This is a genomic window from Caldanaerobacter sp., from assembly GCF_049701115.1.
In the GTDB taxonomy this organism is placed as follows: Bacteria; Bacillota; Thermoanaerobacteria; order Thermoanaerobacterales; family Thermoanaerobacteraceae; genus Thermoanaerobacter.
On record NZ_JBNATX010000015.1, the window covers coordinates 1 to 19,999 of the forward strand.

General features: G+C 38.8%; 17 protein-coding genes. 16 read left to right on the forward strand and 1 reads right to left on the reverse strand.

What is annotated here, in order from left to right; translation table 11 throughout:
• Window positions 1-287 precede the first annotated feature (287 nt).
• The 13 genes from ACPLVE_RS05950 (at window position 288) to ACPLVE_RS06010 (ending at window position 17,799) form a co-directional block, all read left to right on the forward strand.
• The gene (locus ACPLVE_RS05950) at window positions 288-596 is read left to right on the forward strand and encodes a YerC/YecD family TrpR-related protein (RefSeq protein WP_424610665.1); all 309 of its coding nucleotides are present in this window, start codon (window positions 288-290) and stop codon (window positions 594-596) included.
• Window positions 597-633: 37 nt separating this feature from the next.
• Window positions 634-2,751 carry a DNA helicase PcrA gene (pcrA, locus tag ACPLVE_RS05955; RefSeq protein WP_424610666.1) on the forward strand — a complete coding sequence of 706 codons (2,118 nt, stop codon included), beginning with the start codon at window positions 634-636 and terminating at the stop codon, window positions 2,749-2,751.
• Between the two features lie 16 nt (window positions 2,752-2,767).
• Complete coding sequence (gene ligA, locus ACPLVE_RS05960) at window positions 2,768-4,768, forward strand: NAD-dependent DNA ligase LigA (protein WP_424610667.1); 2,001 nt, start codon at window positions 2,768-2,770, stop codon at window positions 4,766-4,768.
• A gap of 48 nt (window positions 4,769-4,816) precedes the next feature.
• Window positions 4,817-5,104 carry an Asp-tRNA(Asn)/Glu-tRNA(Gln) amidotransferase subunit GatC gene (gene gatC / locus ACPLVE_RS05965; RefSeq protein WP_424610668.1) on the forward strand — a complete coding sequence of 96 codons (288 nt, stop codon included), beginning with the start codon at window positions 4,817-4,819 and terminating at the stop codon, window positions 5,102-5,104.
• Window positions 5,105-5,117: 13 nt separating this feature from the next.
• Complete coding sequence (gene gatA / locus ACPLVE_RS05970) at window positions 5,118-6,587, forward strand: Asp-tRNA(Asn)/Glu-tRNA(Gln) amidotransferase subunit GatA (RefSeq protein ID WP_424610669.1); 1,470 nt, start codon at window positions 5,118-5,120, stop codon at window positions 6,585-6,587.
• Window positions 6,584-8,011 (forward strand): Asp-tRNA(Asn)/Glu-tRNA(Gln) amidotransferase subunit GatB, encoded by a 1,428-nt coding sequence (gene gatB / locus ACPLVE_RS05975; protein WP_424610670.1) that lies wholly within the window; start codon window positions 6,584-6,586, stop codon window positions 8,009-8,011. Before gatA ends, gatB begins: the two co-directional genes overlap by 4 nt.
• Window positions 8,012-8,436: 425 nt before the next feature.
• Complete coding sequence (locus tag ACPLVE_RS05980) at window positions 8,437-10,086, forward strand: peptide ABC transporter substrate-binding protein (protein ID WP_424610671.1); 1,650 nt, start codon at window positions 8,437-8,439, stop codon at window positions 10,084-10,086.
• 453 nt (window positions 10,087-10,539) lie between these two features.
• Window positions 10,540-12,183, forward strand: a complete 1,644-nt coding sequence (locus ACPLVE_RS05985) for a peptide ABC transporter substrate-binding protein (protein ID WP_424610672.1) — start codon at window positions 10,540-10,542, stop codon at window positions 12,181-12,183.
• Window positions 12,184-12,276: 93 nt separating this feature from the next.
• Window positions 12,277-13,206: an ABC transporter permease gene (locus ACPLVE_RS05990; RefSeq protein WP_424610673.1), complete on the forward strand. Its 930-nt coding sequence runs from the start codon at window positions 12,277-12,279 to the stop codon at window positions 13,204-13,206.
• Between the two features lies 1 nt (window position 13,207).
• Window positions 13,208-14,125 (forward strand): ABC transporter permease, encoded by a 918-nt coding sequence (locus ACPLVE_RS05995; protein ID WP_424610674.1) that lies wholly within the window; start codon window positions 13,208-13,210, stop codon window positions 14,123-14,125.
• Between the two features lie 13 nt (window positions 14,126-14,138).
• Window positions 14,139-15,170 (forward strand): ABC transporter ATP-binding protein, encoded by a 1,032-nt coding sequence (locus ACPLVE_RS06000; RefSeq protein ID WP_424610675.1) that lies wholly within the window; start codon window positions 14,139-14,141, stop codon window positions 15,168-15,170.
• Window positions 15,163-16,125: an ABC transporter ATP-binding protein gene (locus ACPLVE_RS06005; protein WP_424610676.1), complete on the forward strand. Its 963-nt coding sequence runs from the start codon at window positions 15,163-15,165 to the stop codon at window positions 16,123-16,125. The genes ACPLVE_RS06000 and ACPLVE_RS06005 overlap by 8 nt, the downstream gene beginning before the upstream one ends.
• A 129-nt stretch (window positions 16,126-16,254) precedes the next feature.
• On the forward strand, window positions 16,255-17,799 hold the full coding sequence (locus ACPLVE_RS06010) for a hypothetical protein (protein ID WP_424610677.1): 1,545 nt from the start codon (window positions 16,255-16,257) through the stop codon (window positions 17,797-17,799).
• Here the strand turns inward: ACPLVE_RS06010 and ACPLVE_RS06015 are convergent.
• Window positions 17,786-17,968, reverse strand: coding sequence for a hypothetical protein (locus ACPLVE_RS06015; protein WP_424610678.1), 183 nt, complete (start codon window positions 17,966-17,968; stop codon window positions 17,786-17,788). The genes ACPLVE_RS06010 and ACPLVE_RS06015 overlap by 14 nt on opposite strands.
• 124 nt (window positions 17,969-18,092) lie before the next feature.
• Between ACPLVE_RS06015 and rph the strand changes: the two genes are divergently transcribed.
• From rph to ACPLVE_RS06030, 3 genes are read left to right on the forward strand one after another with little or no spacing between them, the layout of a single operon-like run.
• Window positions 18,093-18,878: a ribonuclease PH gene (gene rph / locus ACPLVE_RS06020; RefSeq protein WP_424610679.1), complete on the forward strand. Its 786-nt coding sequence runs from the start codon at window positions 18,093-18,095 to the stop codon at window positions 18,876-18,878.
• Window positions 18,838-19,437, forward strand: coding sequence for an XTP/dITP diphosphatase (locus tag ACPLVE_RS06025; RefSeq protein ID WP_424610680.1), 600 nt, complete (start codon window positions 18,838-18,840; stop codon window positions 19,435-19,437). The genes rph and ACPLVE_RS06025 overlap by 41 nt, the downstream gene beginning before the upstream one ends.
• 1 nt (window position 19,438) lies before the next feature.
• Window positions 19,439-19,939, forward strand: coding sequence for a metallophosphoesterase (locus ACPLVE_RS06030; RefSeq protein WP_424610681.1), 501 nt, complete (start codon window positions 19,439-19,441; stop codon window positions 19,937-19,939).
• The last annotated feature ends 60 nt before the right edge of the window (window positions 19,940-19,999 follow it).

The window sequence follows — 19,999 nt, forward strand, 5'->3', positions numbered from 1 at the left end:
CCGGTACCCCGCCTGAGCCTGAAAAGTGAGCCTTAGTTTAGTCGCTTTGCAACTCTGGAGCATTAACACAAAATGCCACTTAAATAAGAAGCACTTTGTCAACAGTCTGAGACCACTCGCAAAAGCAAGTAGTTTATTTGATTTTTAAGTATAGTATTGTCTACGAAATTATATATATTTTTTGCCTGTATACGTTATAAAAAATCGCTTTAAAGTATTGAAATTTGGTTTTTAATTGGTTACAATATTAGTGTAAACCATTAAATTTTTTAAGAGAGGGATTTTGTATGTATGAATCTAAAATTAAGGACAAGCTGGTAGATCAACTTTTTGAGGCCATTCTAAAGCTTAGGAACATAGAGGAATGTTACAGATTTTTTGAAGATATTGCTACTATAAATGAGATAAAGGCTTTAGCTCAGAGGTTAGAAGTTGCTAGAATGTTAAGGCAGAAAAAGACCTACATAGAGATTGCAGAAAAAACTGGAGCCAGTACTGCTACAATAAGTAGAGTAAACAGGGCATTGAATTACGGTGCAAATGGTTATAAAATTATATTGGAAAGGTTGGAAGCTGACTCTGAATCCCGGGATTAACTCCCGGCTTTTTTAAAACTTGATTGGAGTGAATAAAATGAGGGATTTTTTGTCGGATTTGAATGAGAAGCAAAAAGAAGCAGTAGTTACTACGGAGGGACCCCTTCTTATTTTGGCAGGTGCTGGCAGTGGTAAGACGAGAGTTATAACTTATCGAATAGCCTATCTCATAAAGGAAAAGAAAGTTTCTCCTTACAATATCCTTGCGATAACTTTTACTAATAAAGCAGCTGAAGAGATGAAGTCAAGAGTTGAAGAACTGCTAGGGTATGTGGGAGACCTGTGGATTTCAACTTTTCATTCGGCTTGTGTGAGGATTTTAAGAAGAGATATTGACAAAATAGGTTATGATAGGAATTTTGTGATTTTTGATACTACTGATCAGAAGGCTTTGGTACAGGAATGTTTAAAAGAGCTCAACTTAAGTGAAAGGCAATACCCTGTTAAGTCCGTCTTAAATGCCATCTCCTCTGCGAAGGACAAAATGATTTACCCGGATGAATACCTAGATTTTTTTGAAGATAACCATAGGAACAGAAAGATAAAGGATATTTATGCGCTATATCAGGAAAAACTAAAAAAGATAAATGCTCTTGATTTTGATGACATAATCATAAAGACTATAGAGCTTTTTAGGCAAAATCCAGAGATTTTAGAGTTTTATCAGAGAAAATTTAGGTATATAATGGTCGACGAGTATCAAGATACCAATGCCCCTCAATATTATTTTGTCAATTTACTGGCGCAAAAACACAGGAACTTATGCGTTGTAGGAGACGATGACCAGAGTATATACGGTTGGCGGGGAGCCGATATAAAGAACATACTTAACTTTGAAAAAGATTATCCTGATGCAAAAGTAATAAAATTGGAGCAAAACTATAGGTCTACAAAGACGATACTCAGTGCTGCAAATTCTGTCATTGACAATAATATTTATAGGAAGAAAAAGGTGCTTTGGACTCAAAATGAAGAGGGAGACAAGATAATTCTTTGTGAGCTGGAGAATGAGAGAGAAGAGGCAGAGTTTGTAATACAAGAAATAATGAGGATAAAAGAGAGAGAAGGCAGGAGTTTTAAGGATTTTGCCATACTTTACAGGACAAATGCCCAGTCAAGGCCTTTTGAGGAGGTTCTCATAAAGCTTAGGGTTCCGTATAAAGTGGTAGGAGCCTTCAGGTTTTATGATAGAAAAGAGATAAAGGATGTACTCGCTTATTTAAGGCTTATAGTGAATCCCTATGATGACATTTCTTTTAAAAGAATAGTTAATGTACCTAAAAGAGGTATTGGGCCTGCTACTATTGAGGCTTTAGAGGATGTGGCAAGAGAAAAAGATACCAGTCTTTTTTTTGCTATAGATCATGTAAAAAATGTGAGAAGCAAAGCAAGCTTAGTGGAATTTAAAGAATTTATTTTGGAGCTTATGGTTAAAAAAGATTCAATGAGTGTGAGCGATTTGATAAAATATATACTGGATGCTACAGGATATGTAGAAGAACTTAAAAAGGATTATGAAGATTCAGAGGAACGAATAGAAAATTTAGGTGAATTTTTAAATGCTGCATATGAATTCGAACAATCTTCCGATGATAAGTCCTTAGAGGCTTTCCTTTCTAGTATCACTCTGGTATCTGACATAGATATGGCAGGAGAAATTGGTGAAAGCGTGGTTTTAATGACAGTGCATTCTGCAAAGGGCTTGGAATTTCCCGTTGTATTCATGGTAGGAATGGAAGAGGGTTTATTCCCTTCCTACAATTCTTTTGACAATTACGAAGATTTAGAAGAAGAAAGACGCCTGTGCTACGTTGGAATCACAAGGTCTAAAGAAAAATTGTATTTAACTTATGCGAGGCAGAGAAACCTATATGGAAGGTCTTCGTATACTTCCTATTCCAGGTTTATAAGCGAGATACCTCAGCACCTTCTGATAAAACATGGAGAAAAGTCCTCCAGGCAGGGTACCGCAGGTGTCAGGACTTTTTCAGAGACTTACAACAGAAGTTTTTCTTTGGGGGATAAGGTAGAGCACAAAATATGGGGAATTGGAACTGTAGTGAAAGTCGAGGGGGAAGAGATTACTGTGGCTTTTCCGAATGTAGGAATAAAAAAGTTGGATTTAAAATTTGCTCCTATTAAAGCTATTTCATGAAGGCGGAGGGAATTTTATGGATAGGGAAGAAGCGAAAAAAAGAATAGAGGAGCTCAGAGAAAAGATAAATTATCACAATTACAGATACTATGTTTTGGATCAACCAGAGATTTCTGACTATGAGTATGACATGCTCATGCGGGAACTTATAGAACTGGAAGAGAAATATCCAGAGTTTAAAACAGAGGACTCTCCTTCTCAAAGAGTAGGGGGGGAGCCTCTTGAGGAGTTTGAGCCTTTTACTCACATAGTTCCTATGCTAAGCCTTTCCAACGCCTTTTCAGAAGAAGAAATAAGGGATTTTGACAGAAGAGTGAAAGAAGCGGTCGGGGAGACGAGTTATGTCGTTGAACCCAAGATAGATGGTTTATCCGTTGAATTGGTATATGAAAATGGGATACTGTCAGTAGGGTCTACTAGGGGCGATGGGATTGTAGGAGAGAATGTGACGCCAAACTTAAAGACGATAAAATCCATTCCTTTGAGGCTAAAAGAGCCTATTAACGTGGTGGTAAGAGGAGAAGTCTTCATGCCCAAGGCTTCTTTTGCCAAGTTGAACGAGGAAAGGGCAGAAAAGGGAGAGCCTCTTTTTGCCAATCCAAGGAATGCTGCTGCTGGGTCTGTAAGGCAGTTAGATCCGAAAATTACTGCAAAAAGGGACTTGGACATTTTTATATTCAACCTTCAAAAGATTGAAGGCAGGTCTTTTAAAACTCATGTAGAAGCCTTACAATTTCTGAAAGATCAGGGGTTTAAAGTTATTCCTCTTATAAAAGAGTGTTCTACGATAGAAGAGGTGCTTGAAGCCATAAAAGATTTAGGAGAAAAGAAGGAATCTTTGCCCTACGATATAGATGGGGCTGTGGTGAAGGTCAATGAATTGGATAAAAGAGAAATTTTAGGACAGACTGCTAAAGACTACAGGTGGGCGATAGCTTTTAAATACCCTGCAGAAATGAAGAAGACCAAGCTTTTAGACATAGTAGTACAAGTAGGGAGAACAGGTGCCCTTACCCCTACTGCTGTGCTCGAGCCCGTTGTTATTTCTGGGTCTGTAGTAAGTAGGGCTACTTTACACAATGAAGATTACATAAAAGAAAAGGATATAAGAATAGGGGATACAGTGATTGTGCATAAAGCAGGTGGCATAATTCCAGAAGTAGTAGAGGTGGTCAAGGAAGAAAGAACAGGCAACGAGAGAGAATTTGTCATGCCTGATAGATGTCCCGAATGTGGTGCTCTTGCCATAAGACTTCCAGGCGAAGCAGTGCGAAGATGCACGGGGCTTAACTGCCCTGCTCAGATTGCGAGAAGGATAATTCATTTCGCTTCAAAAGACGCCATGGATATAGAAGGACTGGGCCCTGCTATAGTGAACCAGCTGCTTTCAAAAGGTCTTATACACAATGTGGCAGACCTCTACTACCTTAAGTATAGAGATTTAATTACTCTTGAAAGGATGGGAGATAAATCTGCCAGAAATCTACTGGAAGCAATTGAAAAAAGTAAAAAGAGGGATTTGGACAGGCTCCTTTTTGGCCTTGGTATAAATTTGATAGGTAGCAAGGCTGCTCAGGTGATTGCAGAGCATTTTAAAAGCATGGACAACATAATGAAGGCGAAATACGAAGATTTTCTTGAGCTTCCTGATGTAGGTCCTAAAATGGCGCGAAGTATAGTTACTTTCTTTTCCCAAGAGCAGAATAGAAAGGTAGTAGAAAGATTAAAAGAAGCTGGAGTAAATATGGAGAAGCTTTCTACGGCTAAAGTGAATAATATATTTGAAGGTAAGACCTTTGTGCTTACGGGAACGCTTAAAAATTACACTAGGGATGAAGCGACAAGGCTTATTGTAGAGAGAGGAGGTAAGGTAACAAATTCGGTAAGCAAAAAAACAGACTATCTCGTAGTAGGTTCTGAGCCTGGCTCCAAGCTTAGAAAAGCACAGGAACTTGGAGTTAAGATAATTGGGGAAGAGGAATTTGAAGCCATGCTGAAAGGAGATATCCAACCGTAGATTTTTGTGGTAAACTATATGTGAAGAATTGATAAAGGGAGTGATAAAATGGCGATAAGCAGGGAGGAAGTAGAGCACATTGCTAAGCTTGCCAGATTGAAATTTAACGAGGAAGAGATAGAGGTGATGGCGGAAGAGCTTGGCAAGATACTGGATTATGTTAACAAGTTGAAGGAGCTTTATACAGAAAATGTTGAGCCTACAGCTCATGTGGTTCCAATACATAATGTTTTTAGGGAAGACGAAGTCAAGCCTTCCATGCCTAGAGAAAAGGTCTTGATGAATGCTCCTTTTACGGAGCAGGGTTGTTTTAAAGTGCCAAAGATCATAGAGTGAGGAGGTTTGTAAATTGGAGTTATATAATCTGACGATACACGAGCTCAAAAAACTTCTCCATAAAAGAGAAGTAAGTGCCAAAGAGGTTACAGAGTCATATCTCGAAAGAATAAAGGAAGTAGAGCCTAAAATAGATGCTCTTGTGACAGTGACAGAAGAATTTGCTTTGCAAAGAGCCAAGATTGCAGATGAGATGATAAAAAAAGGAGAGGCAAAAGATCTGACAGGGATTCCTGTGATAATAAAAGATAATATTTCAACAGAGGGCATAAGAACTACTTGTTCTTCCAAAATGCTAGAAAATTACATACCCCCCTATAACGCTACGGTTGTAGAAAGGCTTTTAGGGGATGGGGCAGTCATCCTGGGCAAGTCTAATTTAGATGAATTTGCCATGGGGTCTTCAACAGAAAATTCTGCCTTCAAGACAACAAAAAATCCCTGGGATCTGTCTAGAGTTCCGGGAGGTTCTTCTGGAGGTTCTGCTGCAGCGGTTGCAGCTTCGGAGGCAGCTTTTGCCTTGGGGTCTGATACAGGAGGGTCTATAAGACAGCCTGCTTCTCTTTGTGGTGTGGTGGGAATGAAGCCTACTTATGGTTTGGTGTCAAGATATGGACTTGTGGCTTTTGCTTCTTCTTTAGATCAGATAGGACCATTTACGAAAGATGTTACCGATTGTGCGATTGTGATGAACTCTATTGCCGGTCATGACCCTATGGATTCTACTTCTGTAAAGATTGACAAGCCTGATTATACTTCCTATCTTAAGGAGGAGATAAAGGGACTCAAGATAGGAGTTGCAAAAGAATTTTTTGGATCTGGAATTGAGGAGGGCGTAAAAAAGACTGTAGAAGAGGCCATAAAAGTATTTGAAGACTTGGGAGGAGAAATAGTAGATATTTCAATCCCCTATGTAGAATACGCACTGCCTGCATATTATATAATTGCTTCGGCAGAAGCAAGCTCGAATTTAGCTAGATATGACGGAATAAGGTATGGTCACTTTGCGAAAAATTATGAAGACCTCATAGATATGTATATGGTTGCAAGAAGCGAAGGTTTTGGTAAAGAAGTGAAAAGGAGAATAATGCTTGGCACATATGCTTTAAGCTCTGGCTACTATGATGCCTATTACAAAAAAGCATTAAAAGTGAGGACCCTTATAAAAAACGATTTTGAAAGGGCTTTTGAAAAGTGCGATGTGATAGTAGGGCCAACGAGTCCCACAGTAGCTTTTAAAATAGGGGAAAGAGCAAATGATCCGCTTTCGATGTATTTGGCAGATATATATACGGTTTCAGTGAATATAGCAGGGCTTCCAGCTATATCCATACCCTGTGGGCTATCTGATGGTCTTCCAGTGGGACTCCAGATAATCGGAAAACATTTCGATGAAGGGACTGTATTAAATGTGGCGTATGCCTTTGAGAAGGCTTACAAATTTGATGCCAAGCCGCAGGCTATAGGAGGTGGAAAGGAATGAATTACGAAGCAGTGATCGGATTAGAGGTTCACGCAGAACTTTTGACAGAGAGCAAGATATTTTGTGGATGTAGCACCAAATTTGGCAGCGAACCAAATACGCAGGTATGTCCGGTATGCCTTGGTCTGCCAGGTACTTTACCTGTTTTAAATAAAAAAGTAGTGGAATACGCGGTTAAGGCAGGTCTTGCCTTGAATTGTACTATTGCTAATTTTAGCAAGATGGACAGAAAAAATTATTTCTATCCCGACCTTCCAAAGGCATATCAGATTTCCCAATACGACCTTCCACTTTGCAGCAATGGGTACATAGAGATAGAAGTAGAAGGTGGTACAAAGAAAATAGGTATAAAAAGGATACACATTGAAGAAGATGCTGGAAAGCTCCTTCATGAAGGCACGGATGGGTCATTAGTGGACTACAATAGGGCTGGTGTTCCTTTGATTGAAATAGTTTCAGAACCAGATATCTCTACCCCTGAAGAAGCTTATCAGTATCTTGTCAAATTAAAGAGCATATTAGAGTACACAGAAGTGTCCGATTGCAAGATGCAGGAAGGGTCATTGAGGGTAGACACAAATGTTTCTGTAAGGCCCGTTGGGACAAAGGAACTTGGAGTAAAGATTGAACTTAAAAATTTAAATTCCTTTAAAGCCGTACAAAAAGCATTGGAGTACGAGATAAAAAGACAAATAAAGGTTTTAGAAGAGGGAGGTACTATAGTTCAGGAGACTCGCAGATGGAATGAAGCAAAAGGTATTACTGAGCCAATGAGGACCAAAGAGGAAGCACATGACTACAGGTATTTCCCAGAGCCTGACTTGGTGCCAATAATTGTTACAGAAGAATGGAAAGAGGAAATAAGAAAGACTCTGCCGGAGATGCCTGATGCTAAAAGAGAGCGTTTCATGAGGCAATATGGCTTGCCTGAATATGATGCTAAAGTCATAACCTCTTCAAAGAAGATGGCTGACTTCTTTGAAAAGTGTGCTTCAAATTATCACTCTCCAAAGATAGTGAGCAACTGGTTGATGGGAGAATTTGCACGCCTTTTAAATGATACAGGTAAAGAAATGGATGAAGTGCCAGTTACTCCAGATATGCTAATAGAGCTTTTAAAACTTGTTGATGATAATGTTATAAGTGGATCTATCGCGAAGACAGTCTTTGAGGAAATGTTTTTTACAGGTAAAGATCCACAAAGTATAGTAGAAGAAAAGGGTTTAAAGCAGATAGCCGACGAAGATGAATTGAGGAAAATTGTCAAAAAAGTTATAGAAGAAAATCCAAAATCCGTAGAAGATTACAAAAAAGGGAAAGAGAAAGCATTGGGCTTTTTAGTAGGGCAAGTGATGAAGGAGACGAAGGGTAAAGCGAATCCGCAGCTTACAAATCAGCTTCTAAAAGAAGAACTTTCAAAATAGCCTGCACAAATTGCAGGCTATTTTTTAATAATCTGACAATTACAATATCAATCTAAACCTTAAACAATTTTCACTGAATTTCTACAATATTATTGCCAAAATACCTTCTTGATGATATAATTTATCTAAAATTTGCGCGCCGCGGCGCATGGGCTTTTGCGTTGAATAGAGAATTTCAAAATAAATTTTAATTCTTCCAATTTTATTAGAGATTCTTGAATAGTAAAATAATAATTTATTCTTTTGAATTTGCAATTTTGATAATAAAAAATTTATTTAAATTTGTAGAAGGAATTTTAAAAGTTTTGGCTAATATAATTTAATATACGGACAAGTAAAGAAATACGCTGGGGGTGAGAGATTTTTTGGTTCGTTCGGGGGAGAAATTTTTTAATAATAAAATTAAAAGAGAGGGAGGCCGTTTAATGAGTAAAAAATCTTTAATTTTAATGTTTACTTTCCTGTTTATCCTATCTTCTGTTCTCTTCATAGGATGTTCAGGACAGCCTACAGCACCTACACAAACCTCCTCGAAACAGCTGACAGACGAACAGGTTTTGAACATAAACCTTGGGGAAGAACCGCCGAACCTTGACCCTCAAAAGGCTACAGACGTTGTATCTTTTGATGTTTTAAATGCTACTTTGGAAGGATTGGTTAGACTCAACAAAGAAGGGAAAGTTGAGAAAGGATCAGGGCTGGCACTTGATTGGGAGATTTCACCAGATGGATTAAGGTATGTTTTCCATTTGAGAGATGCAAAATGGAGCGATGGTACTCCAATTACCGCTCACGATTTTGAATATGCATGGAAAAGAGCACTGGATCCTGCAACGGGTTCTCAGTATGCTTACATGCTTTTCTACTTAAAGAATGGGGAAGCCTTTAACGCAGGAAAAGCAAAGGCTGAGGATGTGGGAGTTAAAGCTTTAGACGATAAAACGCTGGAGGTCATACTTGAGAGGCCAGCACCTCAGTTTTTAGGACTTACTGCTTTTGGGACTTATTTACCAGCCCAAAAGGCTGCGATTGAAAAATTTGGAGACAAATATGGAAGCTCTCCTGATACAATGGTTTACTCCGGACCTTTCATGGTAAAAGAGTGGAACCACGAACAGAATATAGTGCTAGTAAAAAACCCCAATTATTGGGATAAAGACAATGTAAAACTTGAAAGAATAAACATGGATATGTTAAAGGATGAAAATGCTATAGTGCAGAAGTATGAGGCTGGAGAATACGATGCTATAGGCGTGCCAGGCCAGTATATAGACAAGTATAAGAATGATCCGAATTTCCATCAGATGGCAGAAGCGGTGACTTTCTATCTCCAGTTTAACAATGAAACAGGGGTATTTAGAAATGTGAACTTGAGGAAAGCTTTCACATATGCTATAGACAGGCAAGCTTTTGTAGACAATGTTTTAAAGAACGGATCAATTCCTGCTCTTGCCCTTGTTCCTCCTGGCATTCCTGGGGAGAAAGAGGAGTTCAGGAAAGAGGGCGGCAACTACTTTAAGGACAATGACGTAGCAACTGCTAAAGAATTGTTTGAAAAAGGACTTAAAGAATTAGGGCTTGAAAAATTGCCGGAGATAAAATTTGTTGCAGGAGATAGCGATGCTGCAAAGAAGCACTCACAAGTGTTGCAAGAGTTCTGGAATAAAAATCTAGGAGTAAAGGTCAATATAGTGAACGTTGCTTTCAAAGTAAGACTCGACATGATGGACAAAGGAGATTTTGACATAGTTTATGCGGGATGGGGAGCAGATTATAACGATCCAATGACATTCCTTGATTTGTGGGTGACTGGCGGTGGTAACAACAGTGCTCGCTATAGTAATCCAAAATATGATGAGCTCATAAAGAAGGCAAACTCCACAAATGATAATGCAGTAAGAATGAGGGCAATGCATGAAGCAGAAAAGCTCCTCATGGAAGATATGCCAATAGGACCACTCTATTTCAGAGGAAGAGCATATCTGCAAAGACCATATGTTCATGATTGGGTAAGATTCCCTGTTGGCGTAGACAACGAGTGGAAGTGGACCTACATTGAAGGAAAGAACAAGTAAGAAATTCGGCCGGGCTTCTAGCCTGGCTGAATTTTTTTGAAATTCAACAACGATTTTATACTTTACAAAATATTTTCTTGATTTAATCAAAACAAAGTTACATAATATTTAGAGGAGAAGGAACGATTTATTTTTATAAAACTTTAGTGTAATAAAATTACATTATTTTATAGTTATTATTGAGTTTTTACTTATGATAAATTTTCAACAAAAAATTTTTAAGTTTCAACAAAAAATTGAAGGATTTTTTGATTTTGTGTCTAATAAATAATTATATAGAGAAAAGCTTTTCTTAAATACATTTTTTTGTGTATTGATTCTCTGTACTAAATGATATAAAATGTTATATATCAAACTGTATGCAAGCCCTTCGATACGGGGAATGGGTCAAGGAGAATGATGTAGCTTTAGAGGGGGGTCAAGTCATTCTAAATTTCAAAGGAGGAGAAGGGCATGATAAAAGTAAAGAAGCTTGTAGTTTTAGCACTCGCGCTGGTTTTAGCGCTAGGAGCACTGCTAGCTGGATGTGGTAATCAGGGCGGTACTGCTACTTCGTCGCAGGGACAGAGTGAGCAGGTGCTCAATCTAAACCTGGGTGAAGAGCCACCGACACTGGACCCGCAAAAAGCTACAGATGAAGTTTCTATCACTGTTTTAAACGCTGTATTGGATGGGCTTGTAAGGTACAACAAAGATGGAAAAATCGAAAAAGGTTCAGGGCTTGCGAAAGATTGGAAGATATCTGACGATGGGCTAACTTACACTTTCTATTTAAGAGACGCTAAATGGAGTGATGGTAATCCTATTACGGCTTACGACTTTGAATATGCCTGGAAAAGAGCATTAGATCCTAAAACTGCGTCTCAGTATGCATACCAGCTTTTCTACATCAAAGGAGCAGAAGAGTATAACTCTGGTAAAGGAAGCGCTGATAACGTTGGAGTCAAAGCACTAGATGATAAGACTTTGCAGGTAACATTAAAGGCACCAGCACCTCAGTTTTTAGGACTCACTTCTTTTGTAACCTATTTGCCACTTGAAAAGTCTGTATATGAAAAATACGGCGACAAAGTAGGTTCTGACCCAAGTACAATGGTATTTAGCGGTCCATTTATTATAAAAGAGTGGAACCATGAGCAGAACATTGTGTTAGAGAAAAACCCCAATTATTGGGATAAAGACAATGTCAAACTTGATAAAATAAACTTCTCAATGATTAAGGATAATAACTCTCTTGTCCAAAACTATGATACAGGTGCATTGGATTCTATCTTCGTACCAGGAGATTATATAGATAAATACAAAAATTCTCCGGAGTTTCACACTTATGCCTTAGCTACAGTTTGGTATTTGCAGTTTAACAACAAGGATAAGATATTCAAGAATGCAAATATAAGGAAGGCATTTACTCTTGCAGTAAACAGGGACCTTTTCGTAAAAGAAGTTATGAAAAACGGGTCGATTCCTGCAGAAGCAATAGTGCCTCCAGGTATTCCAGGTTACAATGGAGATTTTAGAAGTGAGGCAGGACCTGGCTACTTCAAAGACAATGATGTGGCTCAAGCTAAGGAATACCTTAAGAAGGGGCTAGAAGAGCTTGGACTTTCTAGTCTACCAACAGTAAAGTTCCTGACGGGAGACAGTGACACGGCAAAGAAATACTCTGTGGCTTTGCAGCAGATGTGGAATCAAGCTCTTGGCGTACAGGTAGAAATTCAGAATGTGGCTTTCAAGGTTAGACTTGACATGATGGACAGGGGAGATTACCAGATTGTTTTGGCTGGTTGGGGTGCTGACTACAACGATCCAATGACTTTCCTCGATATGTGGGAAACTCATAACGGTAATAACACGGCTTTCTACAGCAATCCAGAGTATGATAAACTGATAGAGCAGGCAAAGGTAAATGGCGATCCAAAATCAAGAGTGGAAGAAATGATTCAGGCAGAAAAAATACTCATGCAGGATATGCCGATTGGTCCTCTCTGGTTCCAGGCAAGGGCTTATGTAGTGAAACCCTATGTAAAAGACCTCTACTTCCCAGCATTTGGACCTGATTGGGAGATGAAGTGGACTTACATTGAGGGCAAAAAATAACGAATAATCTTTAAAATACGCGAATATATATGGCTTTAAGCCATATATATTCGCTGTATATTTAAATTAAAACTTCTCTGGAGGTGTAAAGATTTGCTGCGCTATACTTTAGAGCGGACTTTATACATGATCATCACTTTGTGGGTCATTGTAACTTTGACGTTTTTCTTAATGCATATGATACCTGGTGACCCCTTTACAAGCGAGAAAAAAGTACCTGAGCAAATAAGGCAAAATATGCTTGCTAAATACCACCTTGACAAGCCTTTAATCGTCCAGTACGGCTATTATCTGCGGAATCTGCTTCATGGGGATTTGGGTATTTCTTTAAAATATTTGAACAGGACGGTTAATGAAATAATAAAAACGGGCTTTCCTGCGTCATTTCAAATAGGAATGCAGTCCATTATAATAGGAGTATTTTTGGGACTTCTCCTTGGAATCGTAGCGGCTCTCAATAGAAATGGTTTTTGGGATTATGTATCTATGATTCTTGCCGTTATAGGTAGATCTGTTCCCAATTTTATAATCGCTACTTTGCTTCAGTTCTGGCTGGCTTCTAAGTGGAAATTGTTCCCTGTATCTGGATGGGGGACCTTCTCCCATACGGTTTTACCTTCTATAGCTTTATCTTTTGCCTCATTAGCTATTATTTCGCGTTTGATGAGAGCGAGCATGCTAGATGTTATCGGACAGGATTATATAAAAACTGCAAAGTCGAAGGGACTTTCATCTTTTGAAATTGTATGGAGGCATATGATAAGGAATGCTATTTTACCCATCATAACTGTCATGGGACCTTTGACTGCTGGTATTGTTACGGGTACTTTTGTGGTAGAAAGAATTTTCGGTATTCCTGGACTTGGAAAGTACTATGTCCAGAGTATCTACAATAATGATTACACGATGATATTGGGTACTACTATTTTTTACAGTGCTATACTTGTGTTTTTAGTATTTGTAGTAGATATAACTTACGGTTTGGTTGATCCGAGAATAAGACTTGCTAAGGGAGGTAAGTGAAGTGTTAGAAATTACGCGCGATAAGTTTGAGATAGTTGGACCTAATGTAGAAGAAAGCCAAGCCATAGTAAGACCCAGTATGAGCTACTGGCAAGATGCCTGGAGAAGGCTTAAAATGAACAAAGTGGCCATGGCCTCCCTGGCATTTCTGATTTTCTTGGGGATAATGGCTATTATAGGTCCCTATTTACTTCCCTATAAATATTCGGACCAGAATCTCTTGCTGACAAACAGGCCCCCTTCTGCTGAACATTGGTTTGGCACGGATTATCTGGGTAGAGACCTCTTTGTAAGGACCTGGATGGGAGCGAGGATTTCACTTACTATTGGTATTGCGGCAGCATTATTAGACGGTGTGATAGGAGTCATATACGGTGGGATTTCTGGATATTTCGGCGGCCAAGTTGACAATGTGATGATGCGTATAGTTGATGTACTCTACGGTATTCCATATCTTATTCTTGTTATACTTTTAATGCTTGTTATGGGCCCAGGAGTTGTGACAATAATCGTCGCAATGGTCATGACCGGTTGGGTTGGGATGGCGAGACTTGTAAGAGGGCAAGTTTTACAACTAAAGGAACAGGAATTCGTGATGGCAGCAAAGACTTTGGGGGCATCTCCTGGAAGAATAATTTTAAAGCATTTAATACCAAATACTATTGGTCCAATAATAGTTAGTATAACTTTTGACGTACCTGCGGCTATATTCACAGAGGCATTCTTAAGCTATATAGGGCTTGGTGTACAACCTCCTCTGGCGAGCTGGGGAACCCTGGCTAGCGATGCCACAAACGTGCTACTTCTATATCCTTACCAGCTTTTCTTCCCGGCATTTTTCATAAGCATGACAATGCTTTCCTTTAACCTGTTAGGCGATGGATTAAGAGACGCACTGGATCCAAGGTTGCGCAAGTGAGGAGGAATAAGGAATGGAGAAAAGAGAGGTCCTTTTAAAGGTAGAAAATTTAGAATATTCCTTTGACACTTACGCCGGGGAAGTCAAAGCCGTAAGAGGAGTGAGCTTTGAGGTTTACAAGGGTGAAACCCTCGCTATAGTGGGTGAATCTGGTTGCGGTAAATCTGTTACGATGCATGCAATAATGAAGCTCAATCCGGAGCCTCCAGGTAGACTTAAAGGCGGTAAGATAATCTTTGACGGTAAGGATATTACTAATTATACAGATAAAGAAATGCAAGCCATAAGAGGGCGAGAAATTGGAATGATCTTTCAAGACCCTATGACTTCTTTGAATCCTACCATGACTGTGGGAAGGCAGATAGCAGAAGTTATACTAAAGCACGAAGATGTGACAAAGGCTGAAGCAATGAGAAGGGCTAAGGAAATGCTGGATATAGTCGGGATACCTAATGCAGATAAAAGAATCCACCAGTATCCCCATGAATTTTCTGGTGGAATGAGACAGAGAGCCATGATAGCGATTGCCCTCGCTTTAAAACCCAAGCTCCTAATAGCAGATGAGCCTACCACTGCTCTTGATGTGACGATACAGGCTCAGATCTTGGACCTTATGAAAGACCTGCAGAAACAGTTTGGTACCTCTATAATCATGATTACCCATAATCTAGGAGTTGTTGCCGATATTGCAGATAGAGTTGTTGTGATGTATGCAGGTAAGATAGTGGAGAGAGGGACTGTAGAGGAAATATTTGAGCATCCTCAACATCCATATACATGGGGACTTTTGAGATCTGTTCCTAGGCTGGATGCTAAGAAAAAGGAAAAGTTGATTCCTATAATTGGTACACCGCCAGACTTGTTTTCGCCGCCACCAGGATGTCCGTTTGCGGCAAGGTGTGATTATGCTATGAAAATATGCTATGAAATGCCTCCAGAGGTCACTGTAGAGTCTGAAACTCATGATGTGGCTTGCTGGCTCAAGCACCCCTATGCTCCAAAAGTAGCAAATCCTGTAGAAACGGGGGTTGCATCAAATGAGTGAAAACAATGTGTTGCTTGAAGTGAAAAACCTCAAAAAATACTTTTATGTAAAGGGTGGAGTGCTGAAAGCCGTAGATGATGTAAGTTTTGCTATAAAAAAAGGTGAGACATTAGGACTCGTGGGAGAATCGGGGTGCGGCAAGTCTACTACAGGGCGTACCATTATAGGACTTTATGAACCAACATCCGGAGAAGTCATCTTTGATGGGGAAAAAGTTGATTACTCCAGTTTTGAAAACAGGAAAAAGCTTGCAAGAAGGCTTCAAATGATATTCCAGGACCCTTATGCTTCTCTTAATCCGCGTATGACGGTGGGGGATATAATAGGGGAAGGAATTGATATACACGGCCTTTATACTGGCAAAGAGAGGATGGAAAGAATATACCAGCTTTTGGAGATGGTAGGGCTTAACAGAGAGCATGCTAATAGATTCCCCCATGAATTTTCTGGAGGGCAAAGACAAAGGATTGGAATTGCAAGAGCCATGGCGATAGAACCGGAATTCATAATAGCAGACGAGCCTATCTCTGCCCTTGACGTTTCCATTCAGGCACAGATAGTCAATCTGCTGATGGAATTACAGCACGAAAAGGGGCTTACCTACCTTTTCATCGCTCATGACCTCAGCATGGTAAGGCATATAAGTGACAATGTGGCAGTCATGTATTTGGGCTCTATAGTAGAAATGACAAACAGTGCAGAGCTTTACTCTAATCCGCTTCATCCTTACACCCAGGCCCTGCTTTCGGCTGTGCCAATACCAGATCCTAAGATTCAGAAAAAAAGAGAGAGAATAATACTAGAAGGAGATGTTCCAAGCCCAATAAATCCGCCTTCTGGGTGTAAGTTTAGAACGAGGTGCAAGTATGCCATGGATATATGCAAAGAACAGGCTCCAGAATTAAAAGAGGTTGCCAGCGGCCATTATGTAGCTTGTCATCTTTTCGATAAATAAAGTAATTTCTTGGGGGTTTATTAAACCATTTGCAAGGTTTAGAAGTGGCATTTTGTGTAAAAATGCAGTTTAAAGGCATTAACACAAAATGCCACTTAAAATTATTCAATGCAGAAAGAAGGGGGTTATGTGAATAAAAAGGTTTTATCCATTATCTTAATTTCAGTTTTACTTCTAGGTATGATGATGTGGCATTTTTATGAATATTTAAATGCTTACTCTAGAAATCCTTCAAACATGTGGAGCAAAGACCTTGAGGTTGGAGAAAAGACCCTTAATGCCTCTTCACCACTATTTTATAATGAAGGAAAAGTGTACATATTATGGGCTAAAGAAGAGGGGTTTTGTTTACGAGAGGTTTATCCGGACCTCAAAGAGGAGCAGAAGATAATAGTGAGGGATTTTAAAGAGAGTTCTATAAGAAAAGTCAGGTACAAGGATGGAAAAATATTTTGGATACAGGATGGAAAAGTGAAAGATTTAATCTTGGGTCAGGAAAAAGAGGTAGATTTGGGGCTTAAAGGAGAGGATTTTGCACTGACACAAAATCACCTTTTACTTTCCGATGAAAAGGGGATAAAAATATTTGATTTTTCTATGTCTTCTATATCTTTTCTTCCTTTTTTCAATGTGTCTAAAATTGACGCTTTCGAGGAGGGGGATGTAATATACGTTGGATTCTTAACGGATGACAGGGAGGAAAATAAAATATATTATACTTATTATGATTTAAAAAAAGGGGAATGGAGCAAGGCTGTAGAGATTTATAAGCTTTTTCAGACTAGTACTTCCCATATAGACGATGTGAAAATAGCTTTAGATTCTTCAGGAGTCTATGTTTTTTATCTTATCACTGCAAAAAATGGTTCTTCAGCCTATTATGCCTATTTTCCAATGACAGGGGAAAAAGAAATAGCTCCTTCTAAGATAACTCTTCCTTCCTCAGAGATTATCTCTTTTGACCTTATAAGCCTACCGGAAGGTGTGGTAGGGGCTTTTTCTGCTCCTGTTAAATACCAGGTTTTTGGACCTTTTTCGCAGTCTGGAGTTGAGATTTTATGGGCAAAATTTAAAGGGGGGGAGCTTAAAAAATCGAGTTTTATCACGAAAGAAGGTAAATGGGCTTCGGCTCCCTATTTGATTTCTACACCCCAGGGGATGTTTGTTTCCTGGATAGAAACAGGGGGTTTTTCAAAGTACATAATAAAAGTGGCAAGCACAAATAAAGATTTCATGAAAAAAGTTGGTGGGATAAGAAAGATAGATATAGAAAAGGCCTTCAGCCTTCTTATGTATTCGCTTGCCAGTGCAATTTTTTTGGGGGGCATTATGTCTTTTGTAGTGACCTTCCCCTCGTACCTGTGGCTCATAATAGGATTGTTTTTTGAATCGGGGATTTTTAAAAAAGAATCATTAAATTTTTACATAGCGGTAATACTTTATACAGCTACAAAATATGCCGTTTATCCGCCTAAAGTGTTAAAGACGTTTACTGAGCTTTTTCCTCTGTATAGTCAGATTTTAATTCCCGCTTTTACAGTAGTTTTGGCTTTAATCTTTACAAAAATGTATTTTAAAAAGAGAATCGGCTCAGGATTTGGTGCATTTACTTTTCTATGGATTGTAGACAGTTTGATCACAAATATATTCTATTTGCCATTTATGGTGAAGTGATGTTTTTTGCTGGGATATAATAAGCGCATAAAGCTTCTTTTTCTTTTGAAATAGCATCTTTTAGATTGGTAAAATTATTTTTGTCTTTTATAATCTGAGAAAGATTTGATAAAGTGCACTTTCCGTCCTTTTGATATATACAATCTAAAGTACAATTTATATTCGTCATGGCTTTCACTCCTTCTATACTTATTTTTTGCAGAAAGCTAAAAAATAATCTGTTCTTGTAAAATAGCTACAAAGGTTTTAAAATATAAATGTAGATATATAGAAAGAAGGAAAGGGTTGAAGAAATGAATAGAATAGATGGAAGAGAGTTCAATGAATTGAGGCCAATAAAGATTACTAGAAATTTCAATAAATTTGCTGAAGGGTCTGTATTAATTGAAATGGGCGAGACCAAAGTGATATGTACGGCTTCCATTGAGGATAAAGTTCCGCCTTTCCAGAAAGGCACAGGTAAAGGTTGGATTACCAGCGAATATGGCATGTTGCCCAGAGCAACAGAGGTGAGAAATCCTAGAGAAGTTACGAAAGGGAGACCTTCTGGAAGGACAATGGAAATTCAGCGTCTGATTGGAAGGTCTCTTAGAGCTGTCGTAGATTTAGAAGCTTTGGGTGAGAGGACGATTTGGATTGATTGCGATGTAATACAGGCTGATGGGGGAACGAGGACAGCCTCCATAACAGGATCTTTTATAGCTCTGGCAGATGCCCTCAATAAATTAGTAGAGAAAGGTGAATTGCAGAGGATTCCTCTTAAAAGCTTTGTGGCAGCAGTGAGCGTTGGTATTGTGGAAGGTAACAAGCTTTTAGACCTGTCATTTCAGGAAGATGCCAATGCTCTTGTAGACATGAATGTGGTTATGACAGATAAAGGAGAAATAGTTGAAATACAGGGTACAGGAGAAGGTGGACCTTTTTCAAGAGAGAATTTTGAAGAACTTCTGGATTTAGCAGCTTTTGGTATTGATAAGATAATAAAAATACAAAAAGAAGTGCTTTCAGATATCGCTGACAAAATAGGGGTGGAAAACCGTGAAATTAGTAATAGCGACTCACAATCCCAACAAGGTTAAAGAAATAAAGGATTTTTTTAAAGGCTATACTATAGAAGTTTTGTCTATGAAAGATCTAGGAATAGAAGAGGAAATAGAGGAAGGTGGTAGTACAATAGAAGAAAATGCCCTCATAAAAGCGCGTTTTTTAAAGGATAGAGTGAAAGAGGGGATAATTGTTGCAGATGATACAGGACTTTTCGTGGAGTATTTAGGAGGGCAGCCTGGCGTATATTCCGCCAGGTTTGCAGGCGATAATGCCACTTATGATGACAATAACAGAAAATTGCTAAAATTACTGGAAGGTGTGCCCTACGAAAAAAGAAGGGCTTACTTTAAGACGGTTATTGCTCTGGTAGATGGGGAAAACGAAAAACTTCTAGAAGGAGTATTAAATGGTCATATTTTAGACCATCCGCAGGGAGAAAATGGTTTTGGCTATGACCCTGTGTTTTTTGTGGATGAAATAGGCAAGACCTTGGCGGAACTTTCTCTTGAGGAAAAAAATAAAATAAGTCATAGAGCAAAAGCACTGTTAAAGCTTAAGGAATATATTTTAAAGAGGCTGGAGGAAAATTAAAATGCTTGTAGCAGTTATAAGTGATACGCACGGCATGTTAACACTTGTCAGAAAGAAATTAAAAGAGCTCAAAGGGATAGACTATATATTTCACCTGGGGGACCATGCAGGAGATGGGATAGAACTAGCCAAGGAATTTAATATTTCGCTTGAATATGTGAAGGGAAACTGCGATTTCCCTACAAAAGACGAAATAGATAAAATTGTGGAAGTAGAGGGAAAAAAGATATTACTTACACATGGGCACAGATACTATGTAAAATATGAATATGATACAATACTTGAAAGAGGCAAAGAGCTTGGAGTAGACGCTATCTTCTTCGGTCACACTCATGTTCCTATGATTTCTAAGCACGAAAATATTCTGCTTTTAAATCCGGGAAGCCCTTCTCTTCCGAGAGAGGGGTCTAAAAGGACGATAGCGCTTGTTACAATCGATAAAACAGGTATTTTCCCTAGGCTTTTAAACCTAGAAGAACTTTCAATTTTAAGAAATCCTTGAATGCGGGTTTGCACCAAAAATTTTGAGGCAGAAGTGTTGACAAAGAGAAAACCATCTGAT

Excerpts from the sequence above, each read along its gene's own strand:
- ACPLVE_RS05950 (WP_424610665.1), top strand. The coding sequence starts at position 288 with ATGTATGAATCTAAAATTAAGGACAAGCTGGTAGATCAACTTTTTGAG.
- pcrA (WP_424610666.1), top strand. The coding sequence starts at position 634 with ATGAGGGATTTTTTGTCGGATTTGAATGAGAAGCAAAAAGAAGCAGTA.
- ligA (WP_424610667.1), top strand. The coding sequence starts at position 2,768 with ATGGATAGGGAAGAAGCGAAAAAAAGAATAGAGGAGCTCAGAGAAAAG.
- gatC (WP_424610668.1), top strand. The coding sequence starts at position 4,817 with ATGGCGATAAGCAGGGAGGAAGTAGAGCACATTGCTAAGCTTGCCAGA.
- gatB (WP_424610670.1), top strand. The coding sequence starts at position 6,584 with ATGAATTACGAAGCAGTGATCGGATTAGAGGTTCACGCAGAACTTTTG.
- ACPLVE_RS05980 (WP_424610671.1), top strand. The coding sequence starts at position 8,437 with ATGAGTAAAAAATCTTTAATTTTAATGTTTACTTTCCTGTTTATCCTA.
- ACPLVE_RS05985 (WP_424610672.1), top strand. The coding sequence starts at position 10,540 with ATGATAAAAGTAAAGAAGCTTGTAGTTTTAGCACTCGCGCTGGTTTTA.
- ACPLVE_RS06000 (WP_424610675.1), top strand. The coding sequence starts at position 14,139 with ATGGAGAAAAGAGAGGTCCTTTTAAAGGTAGAAAATTTAGAATATTCC.
- ACPLVE_RS06005 (WP_424610676.1), top strand. The coding sequence starts at position 15,163 with ATGAGTGAAAACAATGTGTTGCTTGAAGTGAAAAACCTCAAAAAATAC.
- ACPLVE_RS06015 (WP_424610678.1), bottom strand. The coding sequence starts at position 17,968 with ATGACGAATATAAATTGTACTTTAGATTGTATATATCAAAAGGACGGA.
- rph (WP_424610679.1), top strand. The coding sequence starts at position 18,093 with ATGAATAGAATAGATGGAAGAGAGTTCAATGAATTGAGGCCAATAAAG.
- ACPLVE_RS06030 (WP_424610681.1), top strand. The coding sequence starts at position 19,439 with ATGCTTGTAGCAGTTATAAGTGATACGCACGGCATGTTAACACTTGTC.